Origin of the sequence: Pontibacter populi (genome assembly GCF_040278685.1) — a bacterium.
In the GTDB taxonomy this organism is placed as follows: Bacteria; Bacteroidota; Bacteroidia; order Cytophagales; family Hymenobacteraceae; genus Pontibacter; species Pontibacter populi.
The window spans coordinates 126750-149682 of record NZ_JBEOKT010000002.1 but is presented as its reverse complement, the minus strand read 5'-3'; the positions used below and the strand labels follow the sequence as shown (position 1 = coordinate 149682).

At 45.6% G+C, this 22933-nt stretch carries 22 protein-coding genes; 6 read left to right on the top strand and 16 right to left on the bottom strand.

Features of this window, described 5'->3' with window-relative positions:
• Positions 1–149 precede the first annotated feature (149 nt).
• Together ABS362_RS02510 and ABS362_RS02505 are read left to right on the top strand one after the other, a co-directional pair.
• Positions 150–605: a ferritin-like domain-containing protein gene (locus ABS362_RS02510; RefSeq protein ID WP_350410705.1), complete on the top strand. Its 456-nt coding sequence runs from the start codon at positions 150–152 to the stop codon at positions 603–605.
• A 96-nt stretch (positions 606–701) separates the two neighbouring features.
• The gene (locus ABS362_RS02505; RefSeq protein ID WP_350410704.1) at positions 702–1253 is read left to right on the top strand and encodes an arylesterase; all 552 of its coding nucleotides are present in this window, start codon (positions 702–704) and stop codon (positions 1251–1253) included.
• An 18-nt stretch (positions 1254–1271) separates the two neighbouring features.
• Here the strand turns inward: ABS362_RS02505 and ABS362_RS02500 are convergent, their stop codons facing one another.
• The 8 genes from ABS362_RS02500 to ABS362_RS02465 form a co-directional block, all read right to left on the bottom strand.
• Positions 1272–1865 (bottom strand): DUF4142 domain-containing protein, encoded by a 594-nt coding sequence (locus tag ABS362_RS02500; RefSeq protein ID WP_350410703.1) that lies wholly within the window; start codon positions 1863–1865, stop codon positions 1272–1274.
• A gap of 73 nt (positions 1866–1938) precedes the next feature.
• Complete coding sequence (locus ABS362_RS02495) at positions 1939–2343, bottom strand: response regulator (protein ID WP_350410701.1); 405 nt, start codon at positions 2341–2343, stop codon at positions 1939–1941.
• A gap of 237 nt (positions 2344–2580) precedes the next feature.
• Positions 2581–3114, bottom strand: a complete 534-nt coding sequence (locus tag ABS362_RS02490) for a hypothetical protein (protein WP_350410903.1) — start codon at positions 3112–3114, stop codon at positions 2581–2583.
• 154 nt (positions 3115–3268) lie between these two features.
• Positions 3269–3889 (bottom strand): fasciclin domain-containing protein, encoded by a 621-nt coding sequence (locus ABS362_RS02485; protein ID WP_350410700.1) that lies wholly within the window; start codon positions 3887–3889, stop codon positions 3269–3271.
• Between the two features lie 107 nt (positions 3890–3996).
• Complete coding sequence (locus ABS362_RS02480; protein WP_350410699.1) at positions 3997–4722, bottom strand: fasciclin domain-containing protein; 726 nt, start codon at positions 4720–4722, stop codon at positions 3997–3999.
• 190 nt (positions 4723–4912) lie between these two features.
• The gene (locus ABS362_RS02475; RefSeq protein WP_350410697.1) at positions 4913–5542 is read right to left on the bottom strand and encodes a fasciclin domain-containing protein; all 630 of its coding nucleotides are present in this window, start codon (positions 5540–5542) and stop codon (positions 4913–4915) included.
• A gap of 150 nt (positions 5543–5692) precedes the next feature.
• The gene (locus ABS362_RS02470; RefSeq protein WP_350410696.1) at positions 5693–6778 is read right to left on the bottom strand and encodes a S1C family serine protease; all 1086 of its coding nucleotides are present in this window, start codon (positions 6776–6778) and stop codon (positions 5693–5695) included.
• A 55-nt stretch (positions 6779–6833) separates the two neighbouring features.
• Positions 6834–7406 carry an RNA polymerase sigma factor gene (locus ABS362_RS02465; RefSeq protein ID WP_350410695.1) on the bottom strand — a complete coding sequence of 191 codons (573 nt, stop codon included), beginning with the start codon at positions 7404–7406 and terminating at the stop codon, positions 6834–6836.
• A 144-nt stretch (positions 7407–7550) separates the two neighbouring features.
• Here ABS362_RS02465 and ABS362_RS02460 point away from each other — a divergent pair, with 144 nt between their 5' ends.
• Positions 7551–7754, top strand: coding sequence for a hypothetical protein (locus ABS362_RS02460; RefSeq protein ID WP_350410694.1), 204 nt, complete (start codon positions 7551–7553; stop codon positions 7752–7754).
• A 141-nt stretch (positions 7755–7895) separates the two neighbouring features.
• Here the strand turns inward: ABS362_RS02460 and ABS362_RS02455 are convergent, their stop codons facing one another.
• Positions 7896–9083 carry a proline dehydrogenase family protein gene (locus tag ABS362_RS02455; protein WP_350410693.1) on the bottom strand — a complete coding sequence of 396 codons (1188 nt, stop codon included), beginning with the start codon at positions 9081–9083 and terminating at the stop codon, positions 7896–7898.
• Positions 9084–9249: 166 nt separating this feature from the next.
• On the opposite strand from ABS362_RS02455, the gene ABS362_RS02450 reads away from it, so the two are divergent.
• On the top strand, positions 9250–10341 hold the full coding sequence (locus tag ABS362_RS02450) for a chorismate mutase (RefSeq protein WP_350410692.1): 1092 nt from the start codon (positions 9250–9252) through the stop codon (positions 10339–10341).
• 53 nt (positions 10342–10394) lie between these two features.
• Here ABS362_RS02450 and ABS362_RS02445 read toward each other — a convergent pair whose 3' ends face one another.
• Entirely contained in the window at positions 10395–13073 is a 2679-nt protein-coding gene (locus ABS362_RS02445) for a cation-translocating P-type ATPase (RefSeq protein ID WP_350410691.1), read from the bottom strand.
• A 290-nt stretch (positions 13074–13363) separates the two neighbouring features.
• Between ABS362_RS02445 and aroB the strand changes: the two genes are divergently transcribed.
• Positions 13364–14398, top strand: a complete 1035-nt coding sequence (gene aroB, locus ABS362_RS02440) for a 3-dehydroquinate synthase (RefSeq protein ID WP_350410690.1) — start codon at positions 13364–13366, stop codon at positions 14396–14398.
• A complete protein-coding gene (locus ABS362_RS02435; RefSeq protein ID WP_350410689.1) occupies positions 14395–15627 on the top strand; it encodes a 3-phosphoshikimate 1-carboxyvinyltransferase in 1233 nt (410 codons plus the stop codon). The genes aroB and ABS362_RS02435 overlap by 4 nt, the downstream gene beginning before the upstream one ends.
• A gap of 81 nt (positions 15628–15708) precedes the next feature.
• Here ABS362_RS02435 and ABS362_RS02430 read toward each other — a convergent pair whose 3' ends face one another.
• The 6 genes from ABS362_RS02430 to ABS362_RS02405 all read right to left on the bottom strand — a co-directional run bounded on the left by ABS362_RS02430 (position 15709) and on the right by ABS362_RS02405 (position 22828).
• Positions 15709–16482, bottom strand: coding sequence for an ABC transporter substrate-binding protein (locus ABS362_RS02430; RefSeq protein WP_350410902.1), 774 nt, complete (start codon positions 16480–16482; stop codon positions 15709–15711).
• Between the two features lie 57 nt (positions 16483–16539).
• Positions 16540–16782, bottom strand: coding sequence for a hypothetical protein (locus ABS362_RS02425; RefSeq protein ID WP_350410688.1), 243 nt, complete (start codon positions 16780–16782; stop codon positions 16540–16542).
• A gap of 11 nt (positions 16783–16793) precedes the next feature.
• The gene (locus ABS362_RS02420) at positions 16794–17036 is read right to left on the bottom strand and encodes a hypothetical protein (protein WP_350410686.1); all 243 of its coding nucleotides are present in this window, start codon (positions 17034–17036) and stop codon (positions 16794–16796) included.
• A 105-nt stretch (positions 17037–17141) separates the two neighbouring features.
• Positions 17142–18212 carry a M42 family metallopeptidase gene (locus tag ABS362_RS02415; protein WP_350410684.1) on the bottom strand — a complete coding sequence of 357 codons (1071 nt, stop codon included), beginning with the start codon at positions 18210–18212 and terminating at the stop codon, positions 17142–17144.
• A 110-nt stretch (positions 18213–18322) separates the two neighbouring features.
• Positions 18323–19882: an acyl-CoA carboxylase subunit beta gene (locus ABS362_RS02410; protein WP_350410683.1), complete on the bottom strand. Its 1560-nt coding sequence runs from the start codon at positions 19880–19882 to the stop codon at positions 18323–18325.
• 342 nt (positions 19883–20224) lie between these two features.
• The gene (locus ABS362_RS02405) at positions 20225–22828 is read right to left on the bottom strand and encodes an ATP-dependent Clp protease ATP-binding subunit (protein WP_350410681.1); all 2604 of its coding nucleotides are present in this window, start codon (positions 22826–22828) and stop codon (positions 20225–20227) included.
• Between the last annotated feature and the right edge of the window lie 105 nt (positions 22829–22933).

Here is a 22933-nt window from a genome sequence, read left to right as displayed (position 1 = left end):
TACTATAAAAAGTTATCTTTTCACAAATGAGTTCCTGCAGGCATATAAAGTTGCTATAGTTTAATAGGTAACATACGTAGCTTAAGTATGTTTCTTATAACTGAAAGTGGTTTTTTTTCGTTTTGAAATAAACAATCAAAATGAAAGCTATGAAAAACATGAATGAAAGAACATCGGAAGTATTAAATGAGTTAACTCAGTTCGTGAACGACAGAATTGAGGGCTATAAAACTGCCGCTAAGGAAACTAAAGATCCGACCCACAAGGCATATTATAATGAACTGGTTAGCCAGAGTCAGCAGTTCTCTAACGAACTGAACAGTTCCCTGAGCCGTGTAGGCGGCGAAACACAGCGCGACACCACGATAAAAGGCAAACTTTACAGAGGCTGGATGGATGTAAAATCCGGCATTACCGGTAAAGACGAAGAGGCCATTATAGAGTCGAACTTATACGGCGAAGAGTGGGCTCAGAAAGCTTATAACGATGCCCTGGAGCACCGTGGTGAATTGCCACAGGAAGTGGTGCAGATGGTAGAAAAGCAAAAACAGGCCAGCCTGGCTACCTGCGAGCACCTGAAGCAAATGAAAAACTCAGTAGATTAATTTTAGTTCTATAAGTTAAAAAGCGAGGGGTTGCCGGTTCGGTGACCCTTCGCTTTTTTTTTTAATAAATCGTTACAACTATAGTTAAGGCACCGCATGAAGAATATCCTGTTTTTTGGAGACAGTTTAACTGCCGGGTATGGTTTGCCAGCCTCGCAGGCTTACCCAAGCCTGATAAAAGAGAAGCTACAGCAAGAGGGCTTTACAAACTACAACGTAGTTAATGCCGGCCTTAGCGGCGACACAACGGCCAGTGGCGTGCACCGGCTGGACAAATGGCTGCACCAGGAGGTAGCTATTTTTGTGCTTGCCCTTGGTGCTAACGATGGACTGCGCGGCATACCTACCCGCGAAACAACTATAAACCTGCAGGAAATGCTGGACAAAGCCAAACGTACCTGGCCCGATGTTAAGATCATCCTGTCGGGCATGGAGATTCCGGATATTGTCCCGGGGCGCTATGCGGCTGAGTTCAGAGTGTTGTTCCGGGAATTGGCTATTCAGAATAATGTATCGTTTGTGCCGTTTTTGCTGGAAGGAGTGGCCGGTATGCGGCATTTAAACCTGCCGGATGGCGTGCACCCTAATGCGGAAGGGCAAAAGCTACTGGCAAAACATACCTGGGCTATACTCAAAGAGCTCCTCTGAAATACTTTAAACTATAGTTTAGGTCCGGTTCTTTAAAGCCAGCTGCAAAGCAAGTGCTTCTTCGTACTGCGCCCGTAATTCTTTTTCGGAAGTACGTGCCCATATACCGAAGGCAGTGGCATCAGCCGAAGTAATATCTTTCAGCACATCTTCGTACTCCTGTATCGTTTCTTTCTGTGCATCGGTCACCTTTTCCCAATAGGCTTTATCAAACTCTACATTCTGCTTTTCATTTAACTCTGTGATATGTTTCTGCTGATTATCCTGCAGGGTAGTATCCAGGGTTACATTGTAGGTTTGTGCCAGTTCCTGTAGTTCGGTGAGTTTGCTGGCGTGGAGTTGCTGCATTTTCTGTGCATGTTGCTTCACCTCGTCTGTAGTTGCTTTCTGGGCGGCCAGTTTACTCATTTCCTGTTGCAGCATTGTATGCCTGGCTATAGTTTGCATCAGCTCTTTTTTGTCATCTGTTATAGTAGAGTCTGAGGCTACAGTTGCGGTTTGTTCGTCGGTGGTGGTTTCTGCAACTTCTGCTTCTTCAGTTTTCTTGTCAGGTGTGCAGGATACAAATGTAACAGCGGCCATTAAAAAGGCGGCGGTGAGTATGCGTTTCATAGTTTATGTGTTAGGTAAAGTATATGGTTTACCTAGTTGCATACGAAACTATAGCAAATTGTTTACTAAGGACTTATATCTGCTGGGCCAGTATGTTCTGGAGCGAAGCCATGGAAAGCGGCTTTTCTATAAACCCGATAACAGAGCTGAAATGTTTTACACGCTCTTTATGCATCGGGTCGTTTGATGTGCTGAACATGGAAATAGCGGTGTTGTACTGATTGTTGTAGCCCAATATGTGGTAACGCTCCAGGAAATCGAAGCCATCCAGCTCAGGCATATTAATATCCAGCAATATCAGGTCCGGAAAAGTGGCATCCGGGTTGCCGTTCATGCTGCGTAGCAATTCCAGGGCCTCTACAGTACTCTGGCACACCGAAACCATGTTGCAAACATTAGCATCTTCCAGAATAATCTGTGAGAACAGGTTATTGATCTGATCATCATCAATTATCAGGATGTGCTCGAGTTTATACATAGTTGCTAGCGCCGAAAGGAAAGGGTGTAATAATCTGGAATTGCAATATAAAGCAGAAATCTATAACCGCCAAGTTAAGTTTTTCGGCAACCAGATTTAAATGTAAAAAGATGACTTGAGATGAATTAAGAAAAGAGTAGTAACCTATAGTTTAGCTAAGCAACTATAGGTTACTATAAAACAGAAAACGCCTGGCTTGTGCCAGGCGTTTTCTGTAATTAGATCTATAACAAAGTGTTAGTAATAGATGTGCTCTCCACGATGCTTCTGGAAATGCTCCTCAAAATAACGGGCATCTTCTGAGCTGTGAGGCTTAAAGCCAAGCACGATATTACCTTCCTTAATCCCAGTTTCGTAAACTTTAGCGCGTTCTTCAGGAATACCTGCTCCAACTAAAGCACCTAAAAGGCCACCAGTTAAACCACCGGCTCCGGCACCAGCCAGACCAGCCGCTAACGGACCAGCTACTACAAGGCCTAAACCAGGAATAGCGATAGATGTACCGATGGCAGCAATTGCACCAACTATGGCACCAAGTGTACCACCAATAGCAGAACCTGCGCCGGCACCTTCCAGAGATTTGTTACCTAGTTCTGTGGTGTCGTCAGCATCTTCATTTTTGAAGTGTCTTTTTCTTGCGTCGTCAGACATCACCACGTTAATATCATCTTTATCATAACCGCGTGCTCGTAATTCGTTAAATGCACGCTCTGCACTTTCTCTGTCACGGAACATGGCTGTCATCATGCCCGCTTTTTCTGTTTTGTTCATCATAGCTTTATTAGTTTTCTATTCGGTTTTATAAAGCAGCAATCTGTAATAGTTACATTTTGCTGTGGTTTATAATAACGGGGTAACCTGTTTTTAGTTACGGAACTGCTTCCAGGAAACAGAATTACCGGAACCCAAAATGCAATTTTTGAGCTTACTTTTTGGGTGGTATCAGTACCTTATCAATTACATGAATAATACCGTTTGAAGCCTCTACATCTGTGGCTGTTACATTGGCGCCACCTACTGTTATTTTCTGCCCACTCAACTGCACAATTATTTCTTCGCCCTGCGTTGTCTTAAGTGCCATTTTATCTTTCATTTCAGCTGCAGTAACCCGGTTTGGTAGTATATGCGACTGTAAGAGTTCCGTGAGTTCAAATTTATTAAGTGGCTGTTTCAGAACTTCCAGCGTGCCCTGTGGTAGCGCCGCAAAGGCCTCGTTGGTAGGAGCAAAAAACGTATAAGTACCCGGGCTTTCTAATGCTACAACCATGTCTGCGTTCCTGATAAGCTCAGATAATGTAGACAGGTTTGGATTTTGCCTGATAAGCGCCACCAGGTTCATTCTGCTCCCGAGCTGGTTGTTTGCCGAGATGTTTGTATCAACTGTATCTTCAGGCAGCACATCAGTTTCTGCTGCTGTAGCAGGCTGAGAGTCTATAGTTGTATCAGTAGTTGTTTCCTGGGTTGTACTGTCTGAACTGGCGCAGCCTGCAAACAGAAATGTAGCTATCAGCAGCATAAAAACAGAGTGGATAATTTTGTATTTCATAGGTATAGTTGATTAAGTGTTTTTTCTATAGTTGAGCAGGTAGTTATAAAACACAAAAGCCCCCGGGTTAACGAAGGGCTTGTGTATTTTATGTCCTGAATTAAAGTCTAGCGGAAGTCATCTTCCATAGCAACTTTGCTCGGTATTATCACATTATCTACAACATGTATTACACCATTAGAAGCTTCAACGTCGGAAACTATAATGTTGGCACCACCTACAGCTATCTGCTTGCCGCCTAGTTGTGTTGTTACCGGTATATATCTGTCCTTGTCAAGCGAAATACGCTGTGTTTCATTAAATGAGGTTGAGCCTACTTCGTTTGGCAGTATGTGCACCATCAGTATTTCAGATAGTTTGGCTTTATTCTGAGGAAGCAGCAGGTTCTCGAGGTCTTCCTGCGAAACTTTAGAGAAAGCTTCGTTTGTAGGTGCGAACAACGTATATGAGCCATCGGCTTTAAGGTCATCAGTCAGGCCGGCAGTTTCCATCAACTGTACAAATGTAGACAGGTTAGGGCTTTGCTTTGCAAGATCTATCAGACTATGGCTCTCTGTGTTTGCTACATTGTCAAACATGTTGTCAATTTCCTCTGTATTTTCAAGCGAAAGTGCTGCGATCGGGATAGTAGCAATTGGTGTTACAGCTACTACTTCTTCGGTAACTACAACTGCATCGGCATCATCAGTATCTCCTGCCATAGTTTGCGTTTCGCTCATGCTAACATCGCTTGCAGTTGTATTATCCATTCCGTCGTTAGAGCTGGCGCAGCCATAAAATGCTGCCGATGCAAGTACTATTGCTGCAAAAGACTTTACTTTTATCATTTTCATAGTTTGTCATTAATTAAATTGAACAATTATTTTCTGCCGGTATAATAGCCGGCGGGTTACTAACTATTTGCCTTTAAGGCAAAATACTTATTAGTATGTTTTAGGGTGATGGTGGCCGTCAGGCTTAGGATGTTCTGCTGATAATCAGCTTATAGTATAGTAGCTATAGTTGGCTTAGTTCGCGAATGGTTTAACCTCCGATTTCACTGGCGGTGATGACGTCATCTACTATGTGTACGACACCATTCGAAACCTCTACATTAGGTTTTACGATTTTTGCGCCGCCTATAGTTACAGTTTTGTCTGTACTTACCTCCACATTAATTACCTTATTGTCCGAGGTTTTAATACGTTGTGCGTCTCTGAAATCTGTAGCATAAACCTTATTTGGCAGGATGTGTGCCTGTAAGATCTTTATCAGTTTTACCTTGTTTTCAGGTTCAAGCAGTTCATTCAATTCTTTTTTGCTTAGATGATCGAATGCGGCGTTGGTGGGAATAAATACTGTAAAAGGCCCGTTTGATTTGAGAACATCAGTTATTTCGGCTTTCTCGGTTAAGGTTACAAAAGTGGTCAGGTTCTGGTTTGAGTTGGCAAGTGCCAGGATGTCAAACTGCCGGGTATTGCCAAGTTCCTCAAACATGTCGTTATAGTTTATCTCAGCGCCGCGTTTTCCTTCTGCGGCATCACCTTCCATTGTCTGTGTCTGGCTTATAGTTGTATTGTCAGTATCATCTATGTTTTCAGAGCTGGCACAGCCAAACAGTAGCAGCGATGCTGTAACTACAGCAGCTACCTGACTTAACATCTTGTTTTTCATAGCCTCACATATTATTTAATTCCCGATTTCTGATGTTTTCAGTACTTCTTAAACTGCTGTCAGGCTAAAATGTTAGATATACAAAAGCGAACGGCCTGTGCAAATTACAATGCACGGGCCGTTCGCTAAGTTATTTGGTAGGTTAACCTGTTAATTATAGACCTTAACCACAAAAACAAAATCTTTCAACTTTTTGAGCTGCTGTGGTCTGCTGTTACCGGCAAGCGTGTTTGCTTTAGGCAACGAAACCGGTGATAAAGTGGTAGCTAAAGGTAGTTCGCTGATAAGCTGCAGTAGGTACGCCGACTTAATGGCAAATGCCGCACCTTCCTGACCTGCCTGCTTCCCGCTGATCACCCCGATCAGGTTGCCTTTATCATCTAAAAGCGGGCCGCCGCTGTTACCCGGGTTAAGCGGAATAGATATCTGGTAAGCTGTCGTGTCGCCCTGGTATCCTGAAGTGGAGCTCAAAGACCCTTCCCCAAAAACGATGTCTTCGCGTGGGTAACCTAAGGTGTAAACCATTTCACCCAGGTCAGACTCAGTAGTTTTAAACGTGTAAGGCAGTTTACTGAAGCCCGCAAACCCCGGATCTTCAACTTTAAGTATAGACAGGTCGTGTACCTGATCGCGGTAAACTTCGCTTACTTTATATTTTGCCCCGGATGTATTCTCGATCATGATAGAATCGGCACCTTCCACAACGTGTGAGCTGGTAACCAGGTAACCGTTGGCACTAAGTGCAAAACCGGTGCCGCTAACACTTGCCGGGCGAGGGGCAGGCTTTGCCGTACTGTTAATGTCTTTTATAATGGCAGTCTGCGCTTTCTTCAGTTTGTCAACCTCCCTGCGAAGCTCAACATAATGGGCTGTCTGCTGTTTTACAGGCTCTTTCATTTGCTGCACACTCCACAGTGTTCCGAAAACGGAGAGTAGCGATACGCTGGCAGCTACGGCCATAGTTTGTGCATGGCGTTTCCAGAACTCACCCCAAAGTGGTATGGTGCCTTGAGTCGTTTTTTCTGTTTCCAGCTCGTTATGGATGGCGTTTAATTTGCGGCGAAGTTCCTGGCGCTGGCCATACTGCTGCATGGAGTTGAGCAGGGTGCGGTGTTCTTTTAATCGCTCGGCTAACCTTAAGTCAGTTTGCAGTAACGCCTCAAAAGCTGCTTTTTCATCAGCAACCATTTTGCCGGCCAGGTACCGCTCTATTTGTTCGTACATCAGGTATTCCATCTCTGCGCTATACTTATGCCTTCACAGGCGTATTAATTTCGGTCTGTAGCCAGAACTATACTTCAGCCTGGTAAGCGGTAAAGAATAATTTCTTCAGGCGCTGCAGGCATTTGTATTTCTGGTTTTTAGCGGTGTCGGTGTTGGTGTAACCAAATCTCTCGGTTATGTCCTGCATGTTCTGCATCCGGATGTAGTAATCTTCCAGAAGCGTTTTGCAGGGTTCGCCCAGTTGGTTCATGGCATCTTCCATCACCCCGAATCTTCGCTCATTTTCTTCCTGCTGCGGCACATCGTCCTCTAATGTCAGGTAGTTCTCTGCATCGTCCATTTTAGTGGCGAAGCGGCCTTTTTCGGCAAGCTTTTTTAGCCAGAGTCTGCGGCACACCGAGTAGAGGTATGTCTTTATCTGGCAGGTAAGCTCCAAACTGTCTGACTTTATCTTTTCGTAAAAAACGATAACGCCTTCCTGGTAAACGTCCTTGGCCTCGTCGTCGGTGCCGCTGTTATTGAGAATAAAATGAGAGATCATCGGGAAGTGGAGTTTGTACAGATGTGCCAGTGCCCGGTCGTCGCCGAACCGGATACCCTCTATGATCGCCTCATCCGTCTCATACAAACCTTTCTTCATTCCGCTCTGGTTTTAATACTGTTTTGTGGTTATAGTAACCCACTGAAAAATATTTTTATTTTTTTTCTCTGAGGCGGGTTACCTCTGTGCTTTTCTGGTATGAACTTCAAAATCGAAACCAAAACACTTAATTACAAACACAAAATGAAAAATTTATTCAAATTCGCCGTTGTAGCTTTCGCTCTTGTATCTTTCACAGCTTGCAACACTGAGCCAGCTACTACTGAAACTGAAGAAACTACTATCGAAGAAACTACAATTGAAGAGACTACAATCGATACTACTGGTACAACTGTAGATACTACTTCAACTACAACTACTACTGACTCTACTACTGTAGTTCAGTAATTAACTTCAGAACTTTAGGATAACACTTATAGTTCTAAAAACACATAAGAAGTCCTCTGTACTAAGGTGCAGAGGACTTCTTATTTTTAAAGCAACTATAAAAAATGCCCTGTTAACTATAGCAGGGCATTTTTTTATAGTTTACTTTTTAGCGTTCTTCCGGCGCTGCATTTCTTTATTTATCAGCGTAAACTCGCGGCTGCTCTGGCCGGCGATGGCTGTATTCTCGTTGGCGCGGCGCAGCAGGTACGGCATTACTTCCCTAACGGGGCCATAAGGCACATACTTGGCTACATTGTAACCTGCATTAGCCAGGTTATACGACAGGTTATCGCTCATGCCAAATAGCTGGGCAAAGTACACACGCTCATCGTCTCGGGCAATGTTGTGTTTGTCCATTAGCTCCATGAGCAAGTAGCAGCTGGCTTCGTTGTGCGTGCCGTTACAGAAAGCAATTCGGTCAATATTCTCCACGCAAAAGCGGAGGGCATTATTAAACAGATCATCGGTGGCCTGCTTGCTTGGGTTTATCGGGTTCGGGTAGCTCATTTCGGAAGCGCGCTTGGCTTCTTTTTCCATGTAGGCACCGCGCACCAGTTTGGCACCAAGGTAGTAATTTTTAGCTACTGCATTTTCAAAGTCGCGCTTCAAAACATCAAGGCGGTCGTGGCGGTATAGTTGGTAAGTGTTGTAAACAATGGTTTTCTCTTTGTTGTAGAGCTCCATCATTTCGTAGGTCAGGTTATCGATCGGTTCCTGAATCCAGCTTTCTTCAGCATCTATAAATACGCGCACATCAGCTTCGTAACATCTTTTACAGATAGCGTTTACGCGATCGCGGCCACGGGCAAAAGCAGCTTTTTCGGCTTCGGTTAAGGTGGTGCCTGCCTGTACTTTTTCCAGTAGTTTAATATCAACAAGGCCGGTAACTTTAAACACCGAGAACGGAATTGCCTTATTGCCACGTGCCTTTTCTACAGTTCTCAAAAGCTCGTTCATGGTTGCATCAAAGCTCTTTTCGTTACCTTCGCCTTCTACCGAATAATCCAGTATAGTTCCGATGTTATAGGCGTTGAGCTGTTTAATGGCTCTTTCAGATTCTTCTATCGTTTCACCGCCACAAAAATGGCTGAAAACAGTTGGCTTTATGATGAAACTAACCGGCAGGTGCAGGTTAATGGCTGTGTTTAAAAGCTTGCCGCCAAACTTTACCAGGGTGTTGTTGTTCATGGTCTTGAACAGCAGGAACATCTTGTATAGTTCGGCATCTGATTTAGATGAAAAAGCGACGGCAGTGTCGTCGAAAGATACGTTTGAAACAGGGTTCATGAAGTATAAAAGTAATGCTGCGCAAAGATAGTGCAACATCTATAGTTATCAACTTGTTTTTTGGTAAGATTTATAGTTGTAAACTGTACAGCAGCGGGCTTTTAAACCTGTAATTATACTTTGCTGCGCTATTTGCACTACCTTTGTGGTAAGAATTTTTTTACAGATGAAGTTCAAAGAAGAAGATAGTTTTTTCAGGAAACTGACCGGCGCGGAGCAACGGCCTGTTATTATAGCCGGCCCTTGCAGCGCCGAAACCGAAGAGCAGGTAATGCAGACAGCCCTTGCCCTGCGCGAACAGAAGGTGGATATTTTCCGGGCTGGTATCTGGAAGCCGCGCTCACGGCCGAATTCTTTTGAAGGTATTGGTTTGAAGGGCTTGCAATGGCTGGGCCGTGTTAAACGTGAATTGGGCATGCTTGTGAGTACCGAAGTGGCTACTGCCCACCACGTAGAAGAAGCCCTGAAACAGGGAATTGATGTACTTTGGATTGGCGCCCGCACCACTGTAAACCCATTTGCTGTGCAGGAGATTGCCGATGCGCTTAAAGGTACCAATGTGCCTGTGATGGTAAAGAACCCTGTAAACCCTGACCTGGCGTTGTGGATCGGTGCCTTAGAGCGTGTATATAATGCCGGCATTACAGATGTAGCAGCCATACACCGTGGTTTCTCAAGCTACGAAAAATCGAAGTACCGTAACGTGCCCTGGTGGCAGATACCGATAGAGCTGAAATCGAAGTTCAGAAGTTTGCCGCTTATAGTTGACCCAAGCCATATTTCCGGTAACCGCGAGCTGTTGCTGCCTGTTGCCCAGAAAGCCTTGGACCTAGGTTACGATGGCATCATGCTGGAGTCGCACCCTGACCCCGATAACGCTCTAAGCGACCCAGAACAACAAGTGACGCCGGCCGGATTGCAGGATATTTTATCGAAACTACAGGTGCGTAAAACTACTTACGACGACCAGGAGCTGATTAACCGGGCCGAGAAACTGCGTTTGCAGATAGACGAGGGCGACCAGCAAATACTGAGAGCACTTGCCCGGCGCATGGAACTGGTAGAACAGATAGGTTACTATAAAAAGCAGAACAACGTACAGATCTTACAGATAAGCCGCTGGAAAGAAATATTCCGGAGCCGACCGCAATGGGCAAAAGAGCTGGGCATGAACCCCGATTTCGTAGCCGAACTATACCGCCTGATCCACGTGGAATCTATACGCATGCAGACGGAAATAATGAAAAGAGAACTGTAGAATATAAAAGAGAAGCTTTTCAGGCTTCTCTTTTATATTCTAGGTTATAGTTATTACAAGCTGGCGCTTCTTTTCTTGCTCAAATAAGTTTCTATCAGTACTGCTGTTAGTGTAACAAAGCCTGCCCCAACAGCAAGCCCCAACTCTTGCAGGCTTAATGGGGTTAATCCGAAGAACTTATCCAGGAATGGAACATAAATAGCAGCTATCTGCAGCAGGAAAGTCAGGGCTGCCATCACTAAAATTAAAGGGTTTGATTTAAGCGAGAATACAGAGTGCCCGTAAGCTCTTAAGCCAAGTGCATGCCCAATCTGCGTAAAGCCAAGTGTAGCAAAGATCATAGTTTGCCAGCGGGTATCCTGCATGTTAGTCGGGTCAAAATAGAATGCACCCATACCTAGCGTAATGGTGGCGATCAAAATGCCAGACCAGGAAACATGTATCAGATCCTTTCGGGTGAGTACAGACTGTTCAGGTGAGCGAGGCGGACGTTTCATGGTATCAGCTTCAGCAGGTTCGGTTCCAAGCCCAAGTCCCATCAAACCATCAGTAAGCAGGTTTAGCCAGAGCAGTTGTAACGGTGTTAAAGCTATATTTATACCTAATAGCGGCGCACATAGCATTACCAGCACTTTCCCCAAGTTACCACCCAACGAGAACTTAACAAACCGGATAAGATTATCGTAGATCACGCGGCCTTCTTCCACGGCGGCTACAATGGTCGCAAAGTTATCATCCAGCAACACCATGTCAGATGCTTCCTTTGCCACATCAGTACCAGTTATACCCATTGCCACGCCTATATTCGCTGTTTTCAGGGCAGGAGAGTCGTTCACGCCATCTCCGGTCATGGCTACTACATCGCCTTTTTTCTGCAGCATTTCCACGATCCGCAATTTATCCTCCGGCGATACCCGTGCATAAATGGATACCCTTCCTACTGCTTCTTCCAGCTCTGTTTCTGACATGTTATTCAGCATTTCCCCAGTTATGGCTTCGGGGTTATCGGTTATGTGCAGTTCTTTGGCAATGGCAGCAGCTGTAAGCGGGTGGTCGCCGGTAATCATAATAGGTCGGATACCTGCAGTACGGCAGGTTGCTACCGCCGATTTAACAGCAGCCCGGGGCGGATCAATAATGCCCATCATGCCCACAAAGATCAGTTTCTCTTCCAGCGGTTTGCCATGGTTGTTGGGTTCCTGCAATTCACGAAATGCAATGCCCAGTACCCGCATACCATTCTGTGCGAGCTGGTTGTTTACTTCCAGCAACTGTTCATGCCATGCTGCTGTCATTTGTTCAGCCCGTCCAGCTACCCATACCTGGTCCGAAATTTTAAGCAGGCTGTCTACTGCACCTTTAGTGCAGGAAATATAAGATGCTTTTGCCAAATGATTAAGTTCTGGAAGATCAAATCCACCGGCTGGTATCTTATGTACAGTGGTCATGCGTTTGCGGGTAGAGTCGAAAGGTTCTTCGTGTACGCGCGGCAGGTGTTGCTCCAGTGCCTCTTTCTCATATCCAGCCCGGTTTGCAGCTAATAGTAATGCTCCTTCTGTAGGGTCGCCTATCACCTGTGGCTCGTTTTCATTATCCGATTTTATGATGCTGTCGTTGCAGAGCATACCTATAGTTAGGGCTAGCGCAGCTTTTTCAGGTACTTGTACACTTCCGTTACCTGTAAAATCGATTTGTTCATCGGGTAAGCTAATAGAAGTCACTGTCATCCGGTTTTCGGTGAGCGTACCCGTTTTGTCGGAGCAGATAATGGTAACAGAACCCAGTGTTTCAACGGCCGGAAGTTTGCGCATCAGGGCATGCCGTTTAAGCATACGTTGTGCGCCAATAGCCAGTGTAATGGTAACTACAGCCGGAAGTCCTTCGGGTACAACGGCAACCGCTAAACTTACTGCAGTCAGGAACATATCTTCCAAAGGTTCTCCTATCAGCACCCCGATGCCCAGCATGAGCGCTGCTGCCACAAAACCAAGTATAGCCAGTAATTTGCCCAGCTGGTCCAGCTTCTTTTGCAGTGGTGTTTGCTTGGCTTCTACTTCCTGTAACAGATCAGCTATTTTGCCGAGCTCTGTTTGCATGCCAGTGCCTGTTACTACTGCCATGCCACGTCCGTAGGCCACGTTAGTACCCAGGTAAACCATGTTTTTGCGGTCACCGAGGGGCAGGTCTTCGCTTTCGAACCTGTCAGTTTCTTTTTCAACTGCTTCCGATTCACCAGTAAGCGCTGCTTCCTGCACACGCAGGTTAGCGCTCTCCAGCACGCGCATATCGGCTGGTACTACGTTACCGGCTTCCAACAGCACCACATCGCCGGGCACCAGCTCTCTTGCCGAAAGCTCCTGAACTTTTCCGTTGCGGCGGGCTTTTACAGTGGGCACTACCATCCGTTTCAGGGCAGCCATCGCTTTTTCGGCGCGGTATTCCTGTACAAAACCCAGCACTCCAAACAGCACCACTATGGCAAGTATGGCTATCGTTTCGATATCCTTACCCAGAAGAGCAGAGATAATAGCGGCTACGATCAGAATAAGTACCATGGTTTGCGTAAACTGTTCCCATAGCATCCGTAACGGGCCTTTACCTGCGCGTTCCTGCAGTTCGTTGTGGCCATACTTTTTCAGCCGCTCGCTGGCCTCGGTTCCGCTAAGTCCGTTTGCTGAAGTACCTAGACTTTTAAGAACCTCATCCGTAGATTTTGTGTGCCAGATGCTCATAGTATATCCGTTTATAGTTAGGTGTATTATTTGGGTGGAGCTGTTTTGTGTTTTGGTAAAGCGTTGATTTGTAGGGTTATAGTTTTCTGCTAACTCTATTGTTTCGTTTATGCTTAAAAAAGTTTGGTACCAGAAGTTCGGCCTTGAGGAAATTCATTGTTTTGTGGCCTCTGCAACACGTATCTTTGTAATAGCTGCAGGTAAATAATACTTATTGAATCTTATTACGCTTAGGGCAGATAATTAATACATGCTCTGCAAATGTGCCTGGGCAAAAACAAACACAGAACATGAATACTGTATATATCGGTCAAGATGCCCTTCACGAGCTGCAAGACCTGTTACATAATAAAGCGTTCAGTAAAGTAGCTGTGCTGGTTGATGAGAATACACTGGCGCACTGCTACCCGCTGGTTAAGCCGTACTTACCGGAGCACCATCTTATACAAATACAAAGCGGCGAAGCCCATAAAACACTGCAGACCTGCGAGTACATCTGGCAACGCATGACGGAGCTTAACCTGGACCGTTGGTCGGTGCTGGTAAATTTAGGTGGCGGAGTGATAGGGGATATGGGCGGTTTTTGTGCAGCTTTGTTTAAGCGCGGAAGCTACTTTGTGCAGGTGCCAACCACATTACTGTCGCAGGTCGATGCCAGTGTGGGCGGTAAAACAGGAGTTGATTTCAAGGGACTAAAGAACCATATTGGGGTTTATAAAGAGCCGGTTGCTGTTTTTATCTATCCTGATTTTTTGCAGACATTGCCTCAGCGGGAGATAAAATCCGGTTACGCTGAAATCATAAAGCACTGGCTGATCGCTGATGCCGAAATGTTTGAAGAACAACGCCACATCGGGCTTTTTACAGAGAACTGGGAAGAGCTGATCCGGCATTCGGTAGCTATAAAATCTAAGGTGGTAGAAGTTGACCCACTGGAAGGCGGATACCGCAAAGTGCTGAATTTCGGCCATACTATAGGCCATGCCGTGGAAAGTTACATGCTGGAAAAACCGGGTCGCGAACTGCTGCACGGCGAAGCCATTGCCATTGGTATGCTCTGCGAAGCCTACCTGTCTGTTAAGAAAGATCTGCTGACCAAAGATGCGTTGGATAAGATCGAAACATTCCTGGTATCGGTATACGAAAAAGTACCGCTTACCGAAGATGACATCCAGGCCTTAAGCCGCCTGGCCTTGCACGACAAAAAGAATACCGGCGCAACTATAAACTGCACGCTGCTGCAACGTATAGGTAGTGCTGTATACGACCAACCAGTTACCTTACCCGAAATACAGGAAGCCCTGCGCTATTACTCTTTGCTATGATACAAACCGTTACACTCTCGCACCCGACCGGTGTACTTCACGGAACTATACAGCTGCCTGCTTCCAAGAGCGAGGCTAATCGTGCGTTGATCATAGCAGCTCTGGCTGGCGGAAATTCAACTATAGAAAACCTTTCCGAAGCTAACGATACCCAACTACTGCAGCGCCTGCTGAAAAGTGATGCTGAAACGATAGATGCCGAAGATGCCGGAACGGTAATGCGATTTCTGACAGCTTACTATGCCGTAACAGGCCAGCAGAAAACCCTGACCGGAACCGAGCGCATGTGCCAAAGGCCAATTAAAATTCTGGTGGAAGCCCTGCGCGAATTAGGAGCAACTATAGATTACTTACAGGAAGAAGGTTACCCGCCACTTAAGATTAAAGGCTTTAAAGGCAATGGAAGCAATAAACTGAAAGTGCGCAGCGATATCAGTAGTCAGTATATTTCTGCGTTGCTGATGATCGCGCCGTTGCTGCCTGATGGTTTGGAATTGGAACTGGAAGGAAAGATCGGGAGCCGGCCTTATATTGAAATGACACTGTCACTGATGGAGCATTTTGGAGTGTCGGCTACGTTTGAAGATAACTCGATAGTCGTGCCGCACCAAAACTATAAAACCGCCACTTTTGCCGTGGAGCCTGATTGGTCGGCGGCCAGTTACTGGTATAGTATAGTAGCATTGGCCAAGGAAGCGGAAATTACGCTGCCTGGTCTTAAAGAAGATTCGTACCAGGGCGATAAGGCTATCGTTGACATCATGAACCGACTTGGCGTTTATACCGAGTTTACAGCATCAGGCATCACACTCAGCAAAAAACACTGCGAAAAACGTGTTGCTTTCGATTTCAGCCATTGCCCTGATCTTGCTCAAACTGTAGTTGCTCTATGCGCCGCCCTTGGTGTAACCCTGGAAATGACAGGTTTAGAAAGCCTGCGTATAAAAGAAACTGACCGCATACAGGCCTTACAGATTGAGGTTTTAGGTATGGGTACGTCGCTGAACGAAATGACACCGGGCGTTTTCCGAATGGAGCCTGCCATATTAACTAAGCGCGAACTTACTTTCAGATCCTACCAGGACCACCGTATGGCCATGGCTTTCGCCCCAATTGCCTTGTTGGAAACCGTACAGATTCAGGAGCCTAACGTAGTGCGCAAATCGTATCCGGGATTTTGGCAGGATCTGGAGAAGGTGGGGTTTAGTGTAATAAATAATGCAGAATGAGTAGTAAGTAAATGCGCCAGTGCGAGCTAGTAGCTCGTATTGTTTAGACAGTTGTTTGAAAGTACGAGATACAAGCTAGCACTAGTCGAATAATTTCACTTCATCTATCACTCGCTGCAAATACGCTGGAGCCATCGCTAATCTGCTGCCGTACCAGCTGAACATCTCGCCATCTACTACTTTTATTTTTGCTTGAGGGCATATTGCCTGGAACTCTGCAATGTGCTTTTCTTTAAAAGGATAAGGCTCTGAAGATAGAAGTATAAGCTGTGGCCTGGCTTGTTGTAGTTGGTCTGACGTGATCTCAGGATAGCGTTCCAACTCAGAAAATACATTCTCAAAACCGCAACGCTGCAGGATATGGTTTATAAAGTTGTTGCCACCTACCGCCATATAAGGCCCACGCCATATAAAGTAAGCTGTTTTTATAGTTGGGGTTCCGGGCTGTAGTTTTTCAAATCCGGATGCTATAGTTTGGGCCAGTTCCGTTGCTTTGGTTTCAGTGCCGGTCAGGTTGCCAAGTTGCAGCATCATTTCCAGCGAGTCTTCAAACGTATAGATATCGCTCATCCAGACCGGGTACTTCGACTGTAGTTGCTCTATGCCTTCTTTATAGTTCTCCTCCTTGTTCCCGATGATCAGGTCAGGTTGCAGTTGATCTATTACATCAAACTTGAAATTTTTAGTGCCGCCAACTATAGTTTTGGTCTTTACCTGAGCTTTTGGGTGGATGCAAAATTTTGTGACGCCAACTATACGGTCGCCTAAGCCTAAATCAAAAAGGAGTTCTGTTTGTGAGGGCACCAAAGAAACGATACGCTGCGGCAAAGTTGGCAGCGTAACCTGGCGGCCCATCTGGTCGGAGAAGATCAATGAATAATGATGAATGAGTAATAAGTATGCTTTAGTTGCTTACGGTTTCGCAAAATAGAGTTTATGGCGCTGCTTTAACCCAACAAAAGGAACCAGGGACTTCAGAACATCTGAACCTGTCATGCCTATAGTTCTTCTTCGGAACTCAACTATAGTTACGATGTAAACCAGCAGCGATAGAAAAATGAACGTGGTGATCTCGACACCTTCACGTGAAGTAATGTAAATAGTTAACGCCATCCAGGGCAGCACCATTAAAATCCAGAAAAGGTAGCGGCTCATAGTTTTAGTCTTTATGGTTTTGCAAAATACAAGCGTTTCCACTCGTGGTAACCTAAACCCGGAACCATCGCTTTTATAGTTGCTGCAAGAGTTAACCCCACTTGTTTACGACGGATGTTAATAGTTATCAGATTCAGGATAAGTGTGTTAATGGCGAATACCCACGGGAATGGGGAGTCTTTACGAACTATAATTGTAACTATAAGGGCCAGCCAGGGTAGCCAGATAAGGAGCAGGAATTGGTAGCGTTTCATGGGCAGAGGGTTTTGTACCTTTAAGTTACACTATTCCTGCAAAAAACAAAACCCCAAAGCTCTTGCGAGGCCCTGGGGTTTTATACTTGGCTAAAAGTATATGTCTTATTTCAGGTAACGGAAGTCCTGCTTGTCTTCTATCTTCAGTATTGTTTCGTAGATCATCTTGATCACATTCTCCACGTCATCTTTATGCACGGTCTCAACAGTGGTGTGCATATACTTTAACGGAAGAGAGATAAGGGCAGAAGCTACGCCGGCATTAGAGTAAGCAAAAGCATCGGTATCGGTGCCGGTTGCACGTGAAACCGCCGAACGCTGGAATGGTATCTCTTTTTCCTGTGCTGTGTTGATGATCAGGTCGCGCAGGTTGTTCTGCACAGCAGGGCCATATGCTATAACCGGACCTTTACCGCAATGGATATCACCACTTGTCTTCTTCTCGTACATAGGCGACTGCGTGTCGTGGGTAACATCGGTAATAATTGCTACATCCGGTTTAATGCGGTGCGCGATCATCTCGGCACCACGCAGGCCAATTTCTTCCTGCACCGAGTTTACAATGTATAAACCAAAAGGCAGTTTGTGCTTACGCTCCTGTATCAGGCGGGCAACTTCAGCGATCATAAAGCCACCGATACGGTTATCCAGCGCACGACCAACATAATAGCGGTCGTTCATCACGGTGAACTCGTCTTCAAAAGTAGCTACGCAACCTACATGTATGCCCATCTTCTCTACTTCCTCGCGGTTAGCAGCGCCACAGTCTAAAAACACAGTTTCTATAGTTGGCGCTTTGTCCTGCTCTACTTTGCGTACGTGTATGGCCGGCCACCCGAAAACAGCTTTCACAATCCCTTTGGCTGTATAGATATTCACTCTTTTTGATGGCGCTATCAGGGCATCGGAACCACCATTACGCTTCAGGTAAATATAGCCTTCCGGGGTAATGTAGTTTACAAACCATGAGATCTCATCAGCATGGGCTTCTATCACTACTTTATAGTCTGCTTCGGGGTTAATTACGCCAACTACAGTACCATAAGTATCTACAAAATAATCGTCAATATATGGTTTCAGGTATTCCAGCCACAGTTTCTGCCCTTCCGACTCAAAACCGGTAGGAGAGGAGTTATTCAGGTATTTCTGCAGGAAGTCGAAAGATTCTTGTCGCATAAATTTCAGTTAGAAATTAAAAATTAGAAATTAAAAATTACAGAAACCAGAGTTTGCAGAATTTTTTATACGCGTCATTCCTAATTTCTAATTTTTAATTCATAATTAAATTAAAGTGGAATATTGCCGTGCTTTTTGCGTGGTAGTGTTACTGCCTTGTTTTCCAGCATCTTAAAGGCCTTAATCAATTTTGTGCGTGTTTCAGACGGAAGAATAACTTCATCTATAAAACCACGGTGCGCGGCACGGTAAGGTGTAGCAAACTTGTCTTTATATTCCTGTACTTTCTCAGCCAGTTTAGCAGCCGGGTCTTCAGCTTCTGCAATCTCACGCTTAAAGATGATCTCAGCAGCACCCTGTGCACCCATTACCGCAATCTCCGCAGTTGGCCATGCATAGTTCATGTCGGCGCCAATATGCTTGGAGTTCATAACGTCGTAAGCACCGCCATAAGCCTTGCGGGTAATTACCGTAATACGCGGAACAGTAGCCTCGCAGAATGCATAAAGTAACTTGGCACCGTTCGTAATAATGCCACGCCACTCCTGGTCAGTTCCTGGCAGGAAGCCCGGAACATCTTCTAACACTAAAAGCGGAACATTAAAGCTATCGCAGAAGCGTACGAAACGGGCTGCTTTGGTGCTGGCATTAATATCCAGTACACCGGCCAGTACCGCAGGCTGGTTACCAACTATACCAATGCTGCGACCACCTAAACGGGCAAAGCCAACTACAATGTTATCACCGAAATTCTTATGTACTTCAAAGAAAGAATCCGCATCAATAATACCATCTATTACTTCACGGATATCGTAAGGCTGGTTCGGGTTTTCCGGAACTATAGTATCCAGCACAGAGCGTGTTTCATCTTGTCCGGCTTCGTAAGGCAGGGAAGGAGGTAATTCCTCGCAGTTCTGCGGGATATAGCTAAGCAGTTTTTTAAGGTAGTTTATACACTCTACTTCGTTGGCGCAGGAGAAATGCGTAACACCACTTTTTGTGCTGTGTGTGCTGGCTCCGCCCAGTTCTTCCGATGTCACGTTCTCGTGCGTTACTGTCTTCACCACGTTTGGCCCTGTCACGAACATGTACGATGTGTCTTCCACCATCATGATAAAGTCGGTGATGGCAGGAGAATAAACCGCACCACCCGCGCATGGACCCATAATCGCTGAAAGCTGCGGGATTACACCGGATGCAAGCGTGTTTTTGTAAAAGATATCAGCATAACCACCCAGCGAAACCACGCCTTCCTGTATACGGGCACCACCCGAGTCGTTCAGACCGATAACAGGAGCGCCGTTCTTCATCGCCAGGTCCATTATCTTTACGATCTTTTCGGCATGCGTTTCAGAAAGCGAACCACCCAGTACCGTGAAATCCTGCGAGAAAACATAAACCAAACGGCCGTTGATCGTGCCATAACCGGTAACTACACCATCGCCCAGGTAATACTGTTTATCAAGGCCGAAGTCTTTGGAGCGGTGCATTACAAACTTGCCAATCTCTTCAAAAGAGCCTTCATCCATCAGCAAATGGATGCGCTCGCGTGCGGTTAGTTTGCCTTTTTTATGTTGTGCATCTATTCTGTCTTGTCCACCGCCAAGTAATGCTTCAGCGTTTTTGCGCTCCAGCGTTGCCAGTTGGGCCTCTCTAATTTCTCCAGCCATGTAAATTGTTGTATAACTAATTTATAATGTACAGTCTATATATTTCCCAAATTTAAAAACTATAGTTCGATTTCGGGTATAGTTCTATATTTTTTTGGATATATAGGCTAAGTATATGCTATAGTTGCAATGAACAGTGCTCTTTCGGATTTGCAATCCGAAAGTAAAGTAGTCGCGGGTTTGTAATCCTCAATAGTAAAGACAGTTGCTAAAGGCCAGCAGGCGGATTGCAAATCCGCATATAACAAGGTTCCGGATTGCAAATCCGGAATAGCGGAGAGAAGTCAACCAAAACAAAAAGGCCACCCAAATCGGATGGCCTTTTGCTATAGTTCAGGAAAGTTATTCTTTCGAGGTTTTGTCATTGTCAGGAGACTTGGTTGGCTCTTTGTCTTCATCTATTTCGTCAGAGGCTAAATTGGTTTTGCCTTTTTTGCTCTTCTTAGATGTAAACGTAAGTTGTTCCTTGCCTTCTTCATGATCAACCATAATCACGTCGCCCTGGTTTACTTCGGCTTTCAGTATCTCTTCCGCAATTGGATCTTCGATATACTTCTGAATAGCACGGTTCAACGGACGGGCACCATATTTCGGATCATACCCTTTCTCGGCAACATAGTCTTTCGCCTTATCGGTAAGCTCGATCTTGTAACCAAGTGTTTCGATACGCTTGAACAGTTTGCCAAGTGAGATATCGATGATCTTGTGCATGTCCTCACGGTTAAGCGAGTTGAACACGATCACGTCATCCAAACGGTTCAGGAACTCAGGCGAGAAGGTTTTCTTCAGGGCGCTGGCTATAGTTCCTTTCATAATGTCGTCCACGTTATCCTGCTTAGACTTAGACATGAAGCCGATACCGGCACCAAAGTCCTGTAAGTCACGGGCACCAATGTTAGATGTCATGATGATGATCGTGTTACGGAAGTCAACCTTACGGCCAAGTCCGTCTGTCAGGATACCATCATCCAGCACCTGTAGCAACAGGTTATAAACATCCGGGTGCGCTTTCTCGATCTCATCCAGCAATACAACAGAGTAAGGCTTACGACGGATCTTCTCGGTCAGCTGGCCACCTTCTTCGTAACCAACGTAGCCTGGAGGCGCTCCCACCAAGCGAGATACACTGAATTTCTCCATGTACTCACTCATATCAATTCTTACAAGCGAATCCTCTTTATCAAACAGGTAAGTGGCAAGCACTTTTGCAAGCTCGGTTTTACCAACACCAGTCGGGCCAAGGAATACGAACGAACCAATTGGCTTCTTCGGATCTTTCAGACCAACGCGGGTACGCTGGATAGCTTTCACCAGTTGCTTAATAGCTTTCTCCTGACCAATAACTTTACCGCTCAGTTCATCGGCCATGTTCAATAGCTTCTGGCCTTCGTTCTGCGCGATACGTTTTACCGGTATACCTGTCATCATGGCAATAACCTCTGCCACATTTTCCTCTTTTACCGTGTAACGCTTTTTCTTGGTCTCTTCTTCCCAGTTCTTCTTCGCAGAATCAAGCTGGTCGATAAGTTTTTTCTCTTTGTCGCGTAGCTGCGCAGCCTCTTCGTACTTCTGGCTCTTCACTACACGGTTTTTCTCTACCTTAATGTTCTCTATCTGCTCTTCCAGCTTCAGGATATCCTCAGGTACGATGATGTTATTGATGTGTACCCGCGCACCAGCCTCATCCAGCACGTCAATCGCCTTATCCGGAAGGAAACGGTCGCTCATGTAGCGGTCAGATAACTTCACGCAGGCTTCGATTGCCTTATCGGTATAGTTTACGTGGTGGTGATCCTGGTACTTGTCTTTGATATTATTCAGAATCTCAACAGTTTCCTCAGGCGTAGTTGGGTCTACCATTACAATCTGGAAACGACGGGCAAGCGCACCATCTTTCTCAATGTACTGGCGGTACTCATCCAGAGTAGTTGCACCGATGCATTGTATCTCGCCACGGGCAAGCGCAGGCTTGAACATGTTAGATGCATCCAGCGAGCCGGAAGCGCCACCGGCACCAACTATAGTATGCAGCTCATCAATGAACAGGATCACATCCGGAGATTTCTCCAACTCATTCATTACAGCTTTCATACGCTCTTCAAACTGACCACGGTACTTTGTACCAGCCACTAAAGAAGCAAGGTCAAGGGTAACTACACGCTTATTAAAGAGCACGCGGCTTACCTTTTTCTGGATAATACGCAGGGCAAGGCCTTCGGCGATGGCAGTTTTACCAACACCCGGCTCACCTATTAGTATAGGGTTGTTCTTTTTACGACGGCTCAGTACCTGGGCCACACGCTCGATCTCTTTCTCACGACCAACTATAGGGTCCAGCTTATCGTCTTCGGCCAGTTTTGTTAAGTCACGGCCAAAGTTGTCGAGTACCGGTGTGCGCGATTTTTCGCCTGGTTTTTTGCTGGTGCTACCTGATCGGGAAGAAGATGAGCTTCCAAATAATTTGTCTGAATCGTCACTATCGTCTGTGTCAGACGATGCCAGTGGATTATTGCTATGATAATCCAGGGAGTCTCTTATTGCTTCGTAGTTCACGTTGAATTTCGCTAAGATTTGTGAAGAAATGTTGTCCTCGTCCCGCAGGATGGACAATAGGAGGTGCTCGGTTCCTATAATATCACTCTTGAAGATCTTTGCCTCCAGGTAAGTGATCTTGAGTACCTTCTCAGTTTGTTTTGTAAGCGGGATGCTGCCTGTAATGTTACTGTTTTGCGAAGCGGTGTTACGTGTAGCCTGCTCTAAAGCGTACTTCAGTTCATCTATCGAAACACCCAGCTTCTTCAGCAGGGCGATGGCAGTTCCTTCTCCTTCCCGGATCATGCCCAGCACCAGGTGTTCGGTACCGATGTAGTCATGCCCAAGACGAATAGCTTCCTCACGGCTGAGTGAGATAACCTCTTTCACTCGGTTTGAGAATTTAGCTTCCATGTATAATTATTAATCTAAAAAAAGTCTTAAAACAGGTAATTGATTGAGGCTGACAGAATTAGCCTACTTCTAAACACGCCAGACAGCTTAATTGTTCAGCCTGAC

Coding starts and splice junctions, on each gene's coding strand:
- ABS362_RS02510 (WP_350410705.1), top strand. CDS start 150: ATGAAAAACATGAATGAAAGAACATCGGAAGTATTAAATGAGTTAACT.
- ABS362_RS02505 (WP_350410704.1), top strand. CDS start 702: ATGAAGAATATCCTGTTTTTTGGAGACAGTTTAACTGCCGGGTATGGT.
- ABS362_RS02500 (WP_350410703.1), bottom strand. CDS start 1,865: ATGAAACGCATACTCACCGCCGCCTTTTTAATGGCCGCTGTTACATTT.
- ABS362_RS02495 (WP_350410701.1), bottom strand. CDS start 2,343: ATGTATAAACTCGAGCACATCCTGATAATTGATGATGATCAGATCAAT.
- ABS362_RS02490 (WP_350410903.1), bottom strand. CDS start 3,114: ATGAACAAAACAGAAAAAGCGGGCATGATGACAGCCATGTTCCGTGAC.
- ABS362_RS02485 (WP_350410700.1), bottom strand. CDS start 3,889: ATGAAATACAAAATTATCCACTCTGTTTTTATGCTGCTGATAGCTACA.
- ABS362_RS02480 (WP_350410699.1), bottom strand. CDS start 4,722: ATGAAAATGATAAAAGTAAAGTCTTTTGCAGCAATAGTACTTGCATCG.
- ABS362_RS02475 (WP_350410697.1), bottom strand. CDS start 5,542: ATGAAAAACAAGATGTTAAGTCAGGTAGCTGCTGTAGTTACAGCATCG.
- ABS362_RS02470 (WP_350410696.1), bottom strand. CDS start 6,778: ATGGAATACCTGATGTACGAACAAATAGAGCGGTACCTGGCCGGCAAA.
- ABS362_RS02465 (WP_350410695.1), bottom strand. CDS start 7,406: ATGAAGAAAGGTTTGTATGAGACGGATGAGGCGATCATAGAGGGTATC.
- ABS362_RS02460 (WP_350410694.1), top strand. CDS start 7,551: ATGAAAAATTTATTCAAATTCGCCGTTGTAGCTTTCGCTCTTGTATCT.
- ABS362_RS02455 (WP_350410693.1), bottom strand. CDS start 9,083: ATGAACCCTGTTTCAAACGTATCTTTCGACGACACTGCCGTCGCTTTT.
- ABS362_RS02450 (WP_350410692.1), top strand. CDS start 9,250: ATGAAGTTCAAAGAAGAAGATAGTTTTTTCAGGAAACTGACCGGCGCG.
- ABS362_RS02445 (WP_350410691.1), bottom strand. CDS start 13,073: ATGAGCATCTGGCACACAAAATCTACGGATGAGGTTCTTAAAAGTCTA.
- aroB (WP_350410690.1), top strand. CDS start 13,364: ATGAATACTGTATATATCGGTCAAGATGCCCTTCACGAGCTGCAAGAC.
- ABS362_RS02435 (WP_350410689.1), top strand. CDS start 14,395: ATGATACAAACCGTTACACTCTCGCACCCGACCGGTGTACTTCACGGA.
- ABS362_RS02430 (WP_350410902.1), bottom strand. CDS start 16,482: ATGGGCCGCCAGGTTACGCTGCCAACTTTGCCGCAGCGTATCGTTTCT.
- ABS362_RS02425 (WP_350410688.1), bottom strand. CDS start 16,782: ATGAGCCGCTACCTTTTCTGGATTTTAATGGTGCTGCCCTGGATGGCG.
- ABS362_RS02420 (WP_350410686.1), bottom strand. CDS start 17,036: ATGAAACGCTACCAATTCCTGCTCCTTATCTGGCTACCCTGGCTGGCC.
- ABS362_RS02415 (WP_350410684.1), bottom strand. CDS start 18,212: ATGCGACAAGAATCTTTCGACTTCCTGCAGAAATACCTGAATAACTCC.
- ABS362_RS02410 (WP_350410683.1), bottom strand. CDS start 19,882: ATGGCTGGAGAAATTAGAGAGGCCCAACTGGCAACGCTGGAGCGCAAA.
- ABS362_RS02405 (WP_350410681.1), bottom strand. CDS start 22,828: ATGGAAGCTAAATTCTCAAACCGAGTGAAAGAGGTTATCTCACTCAGC.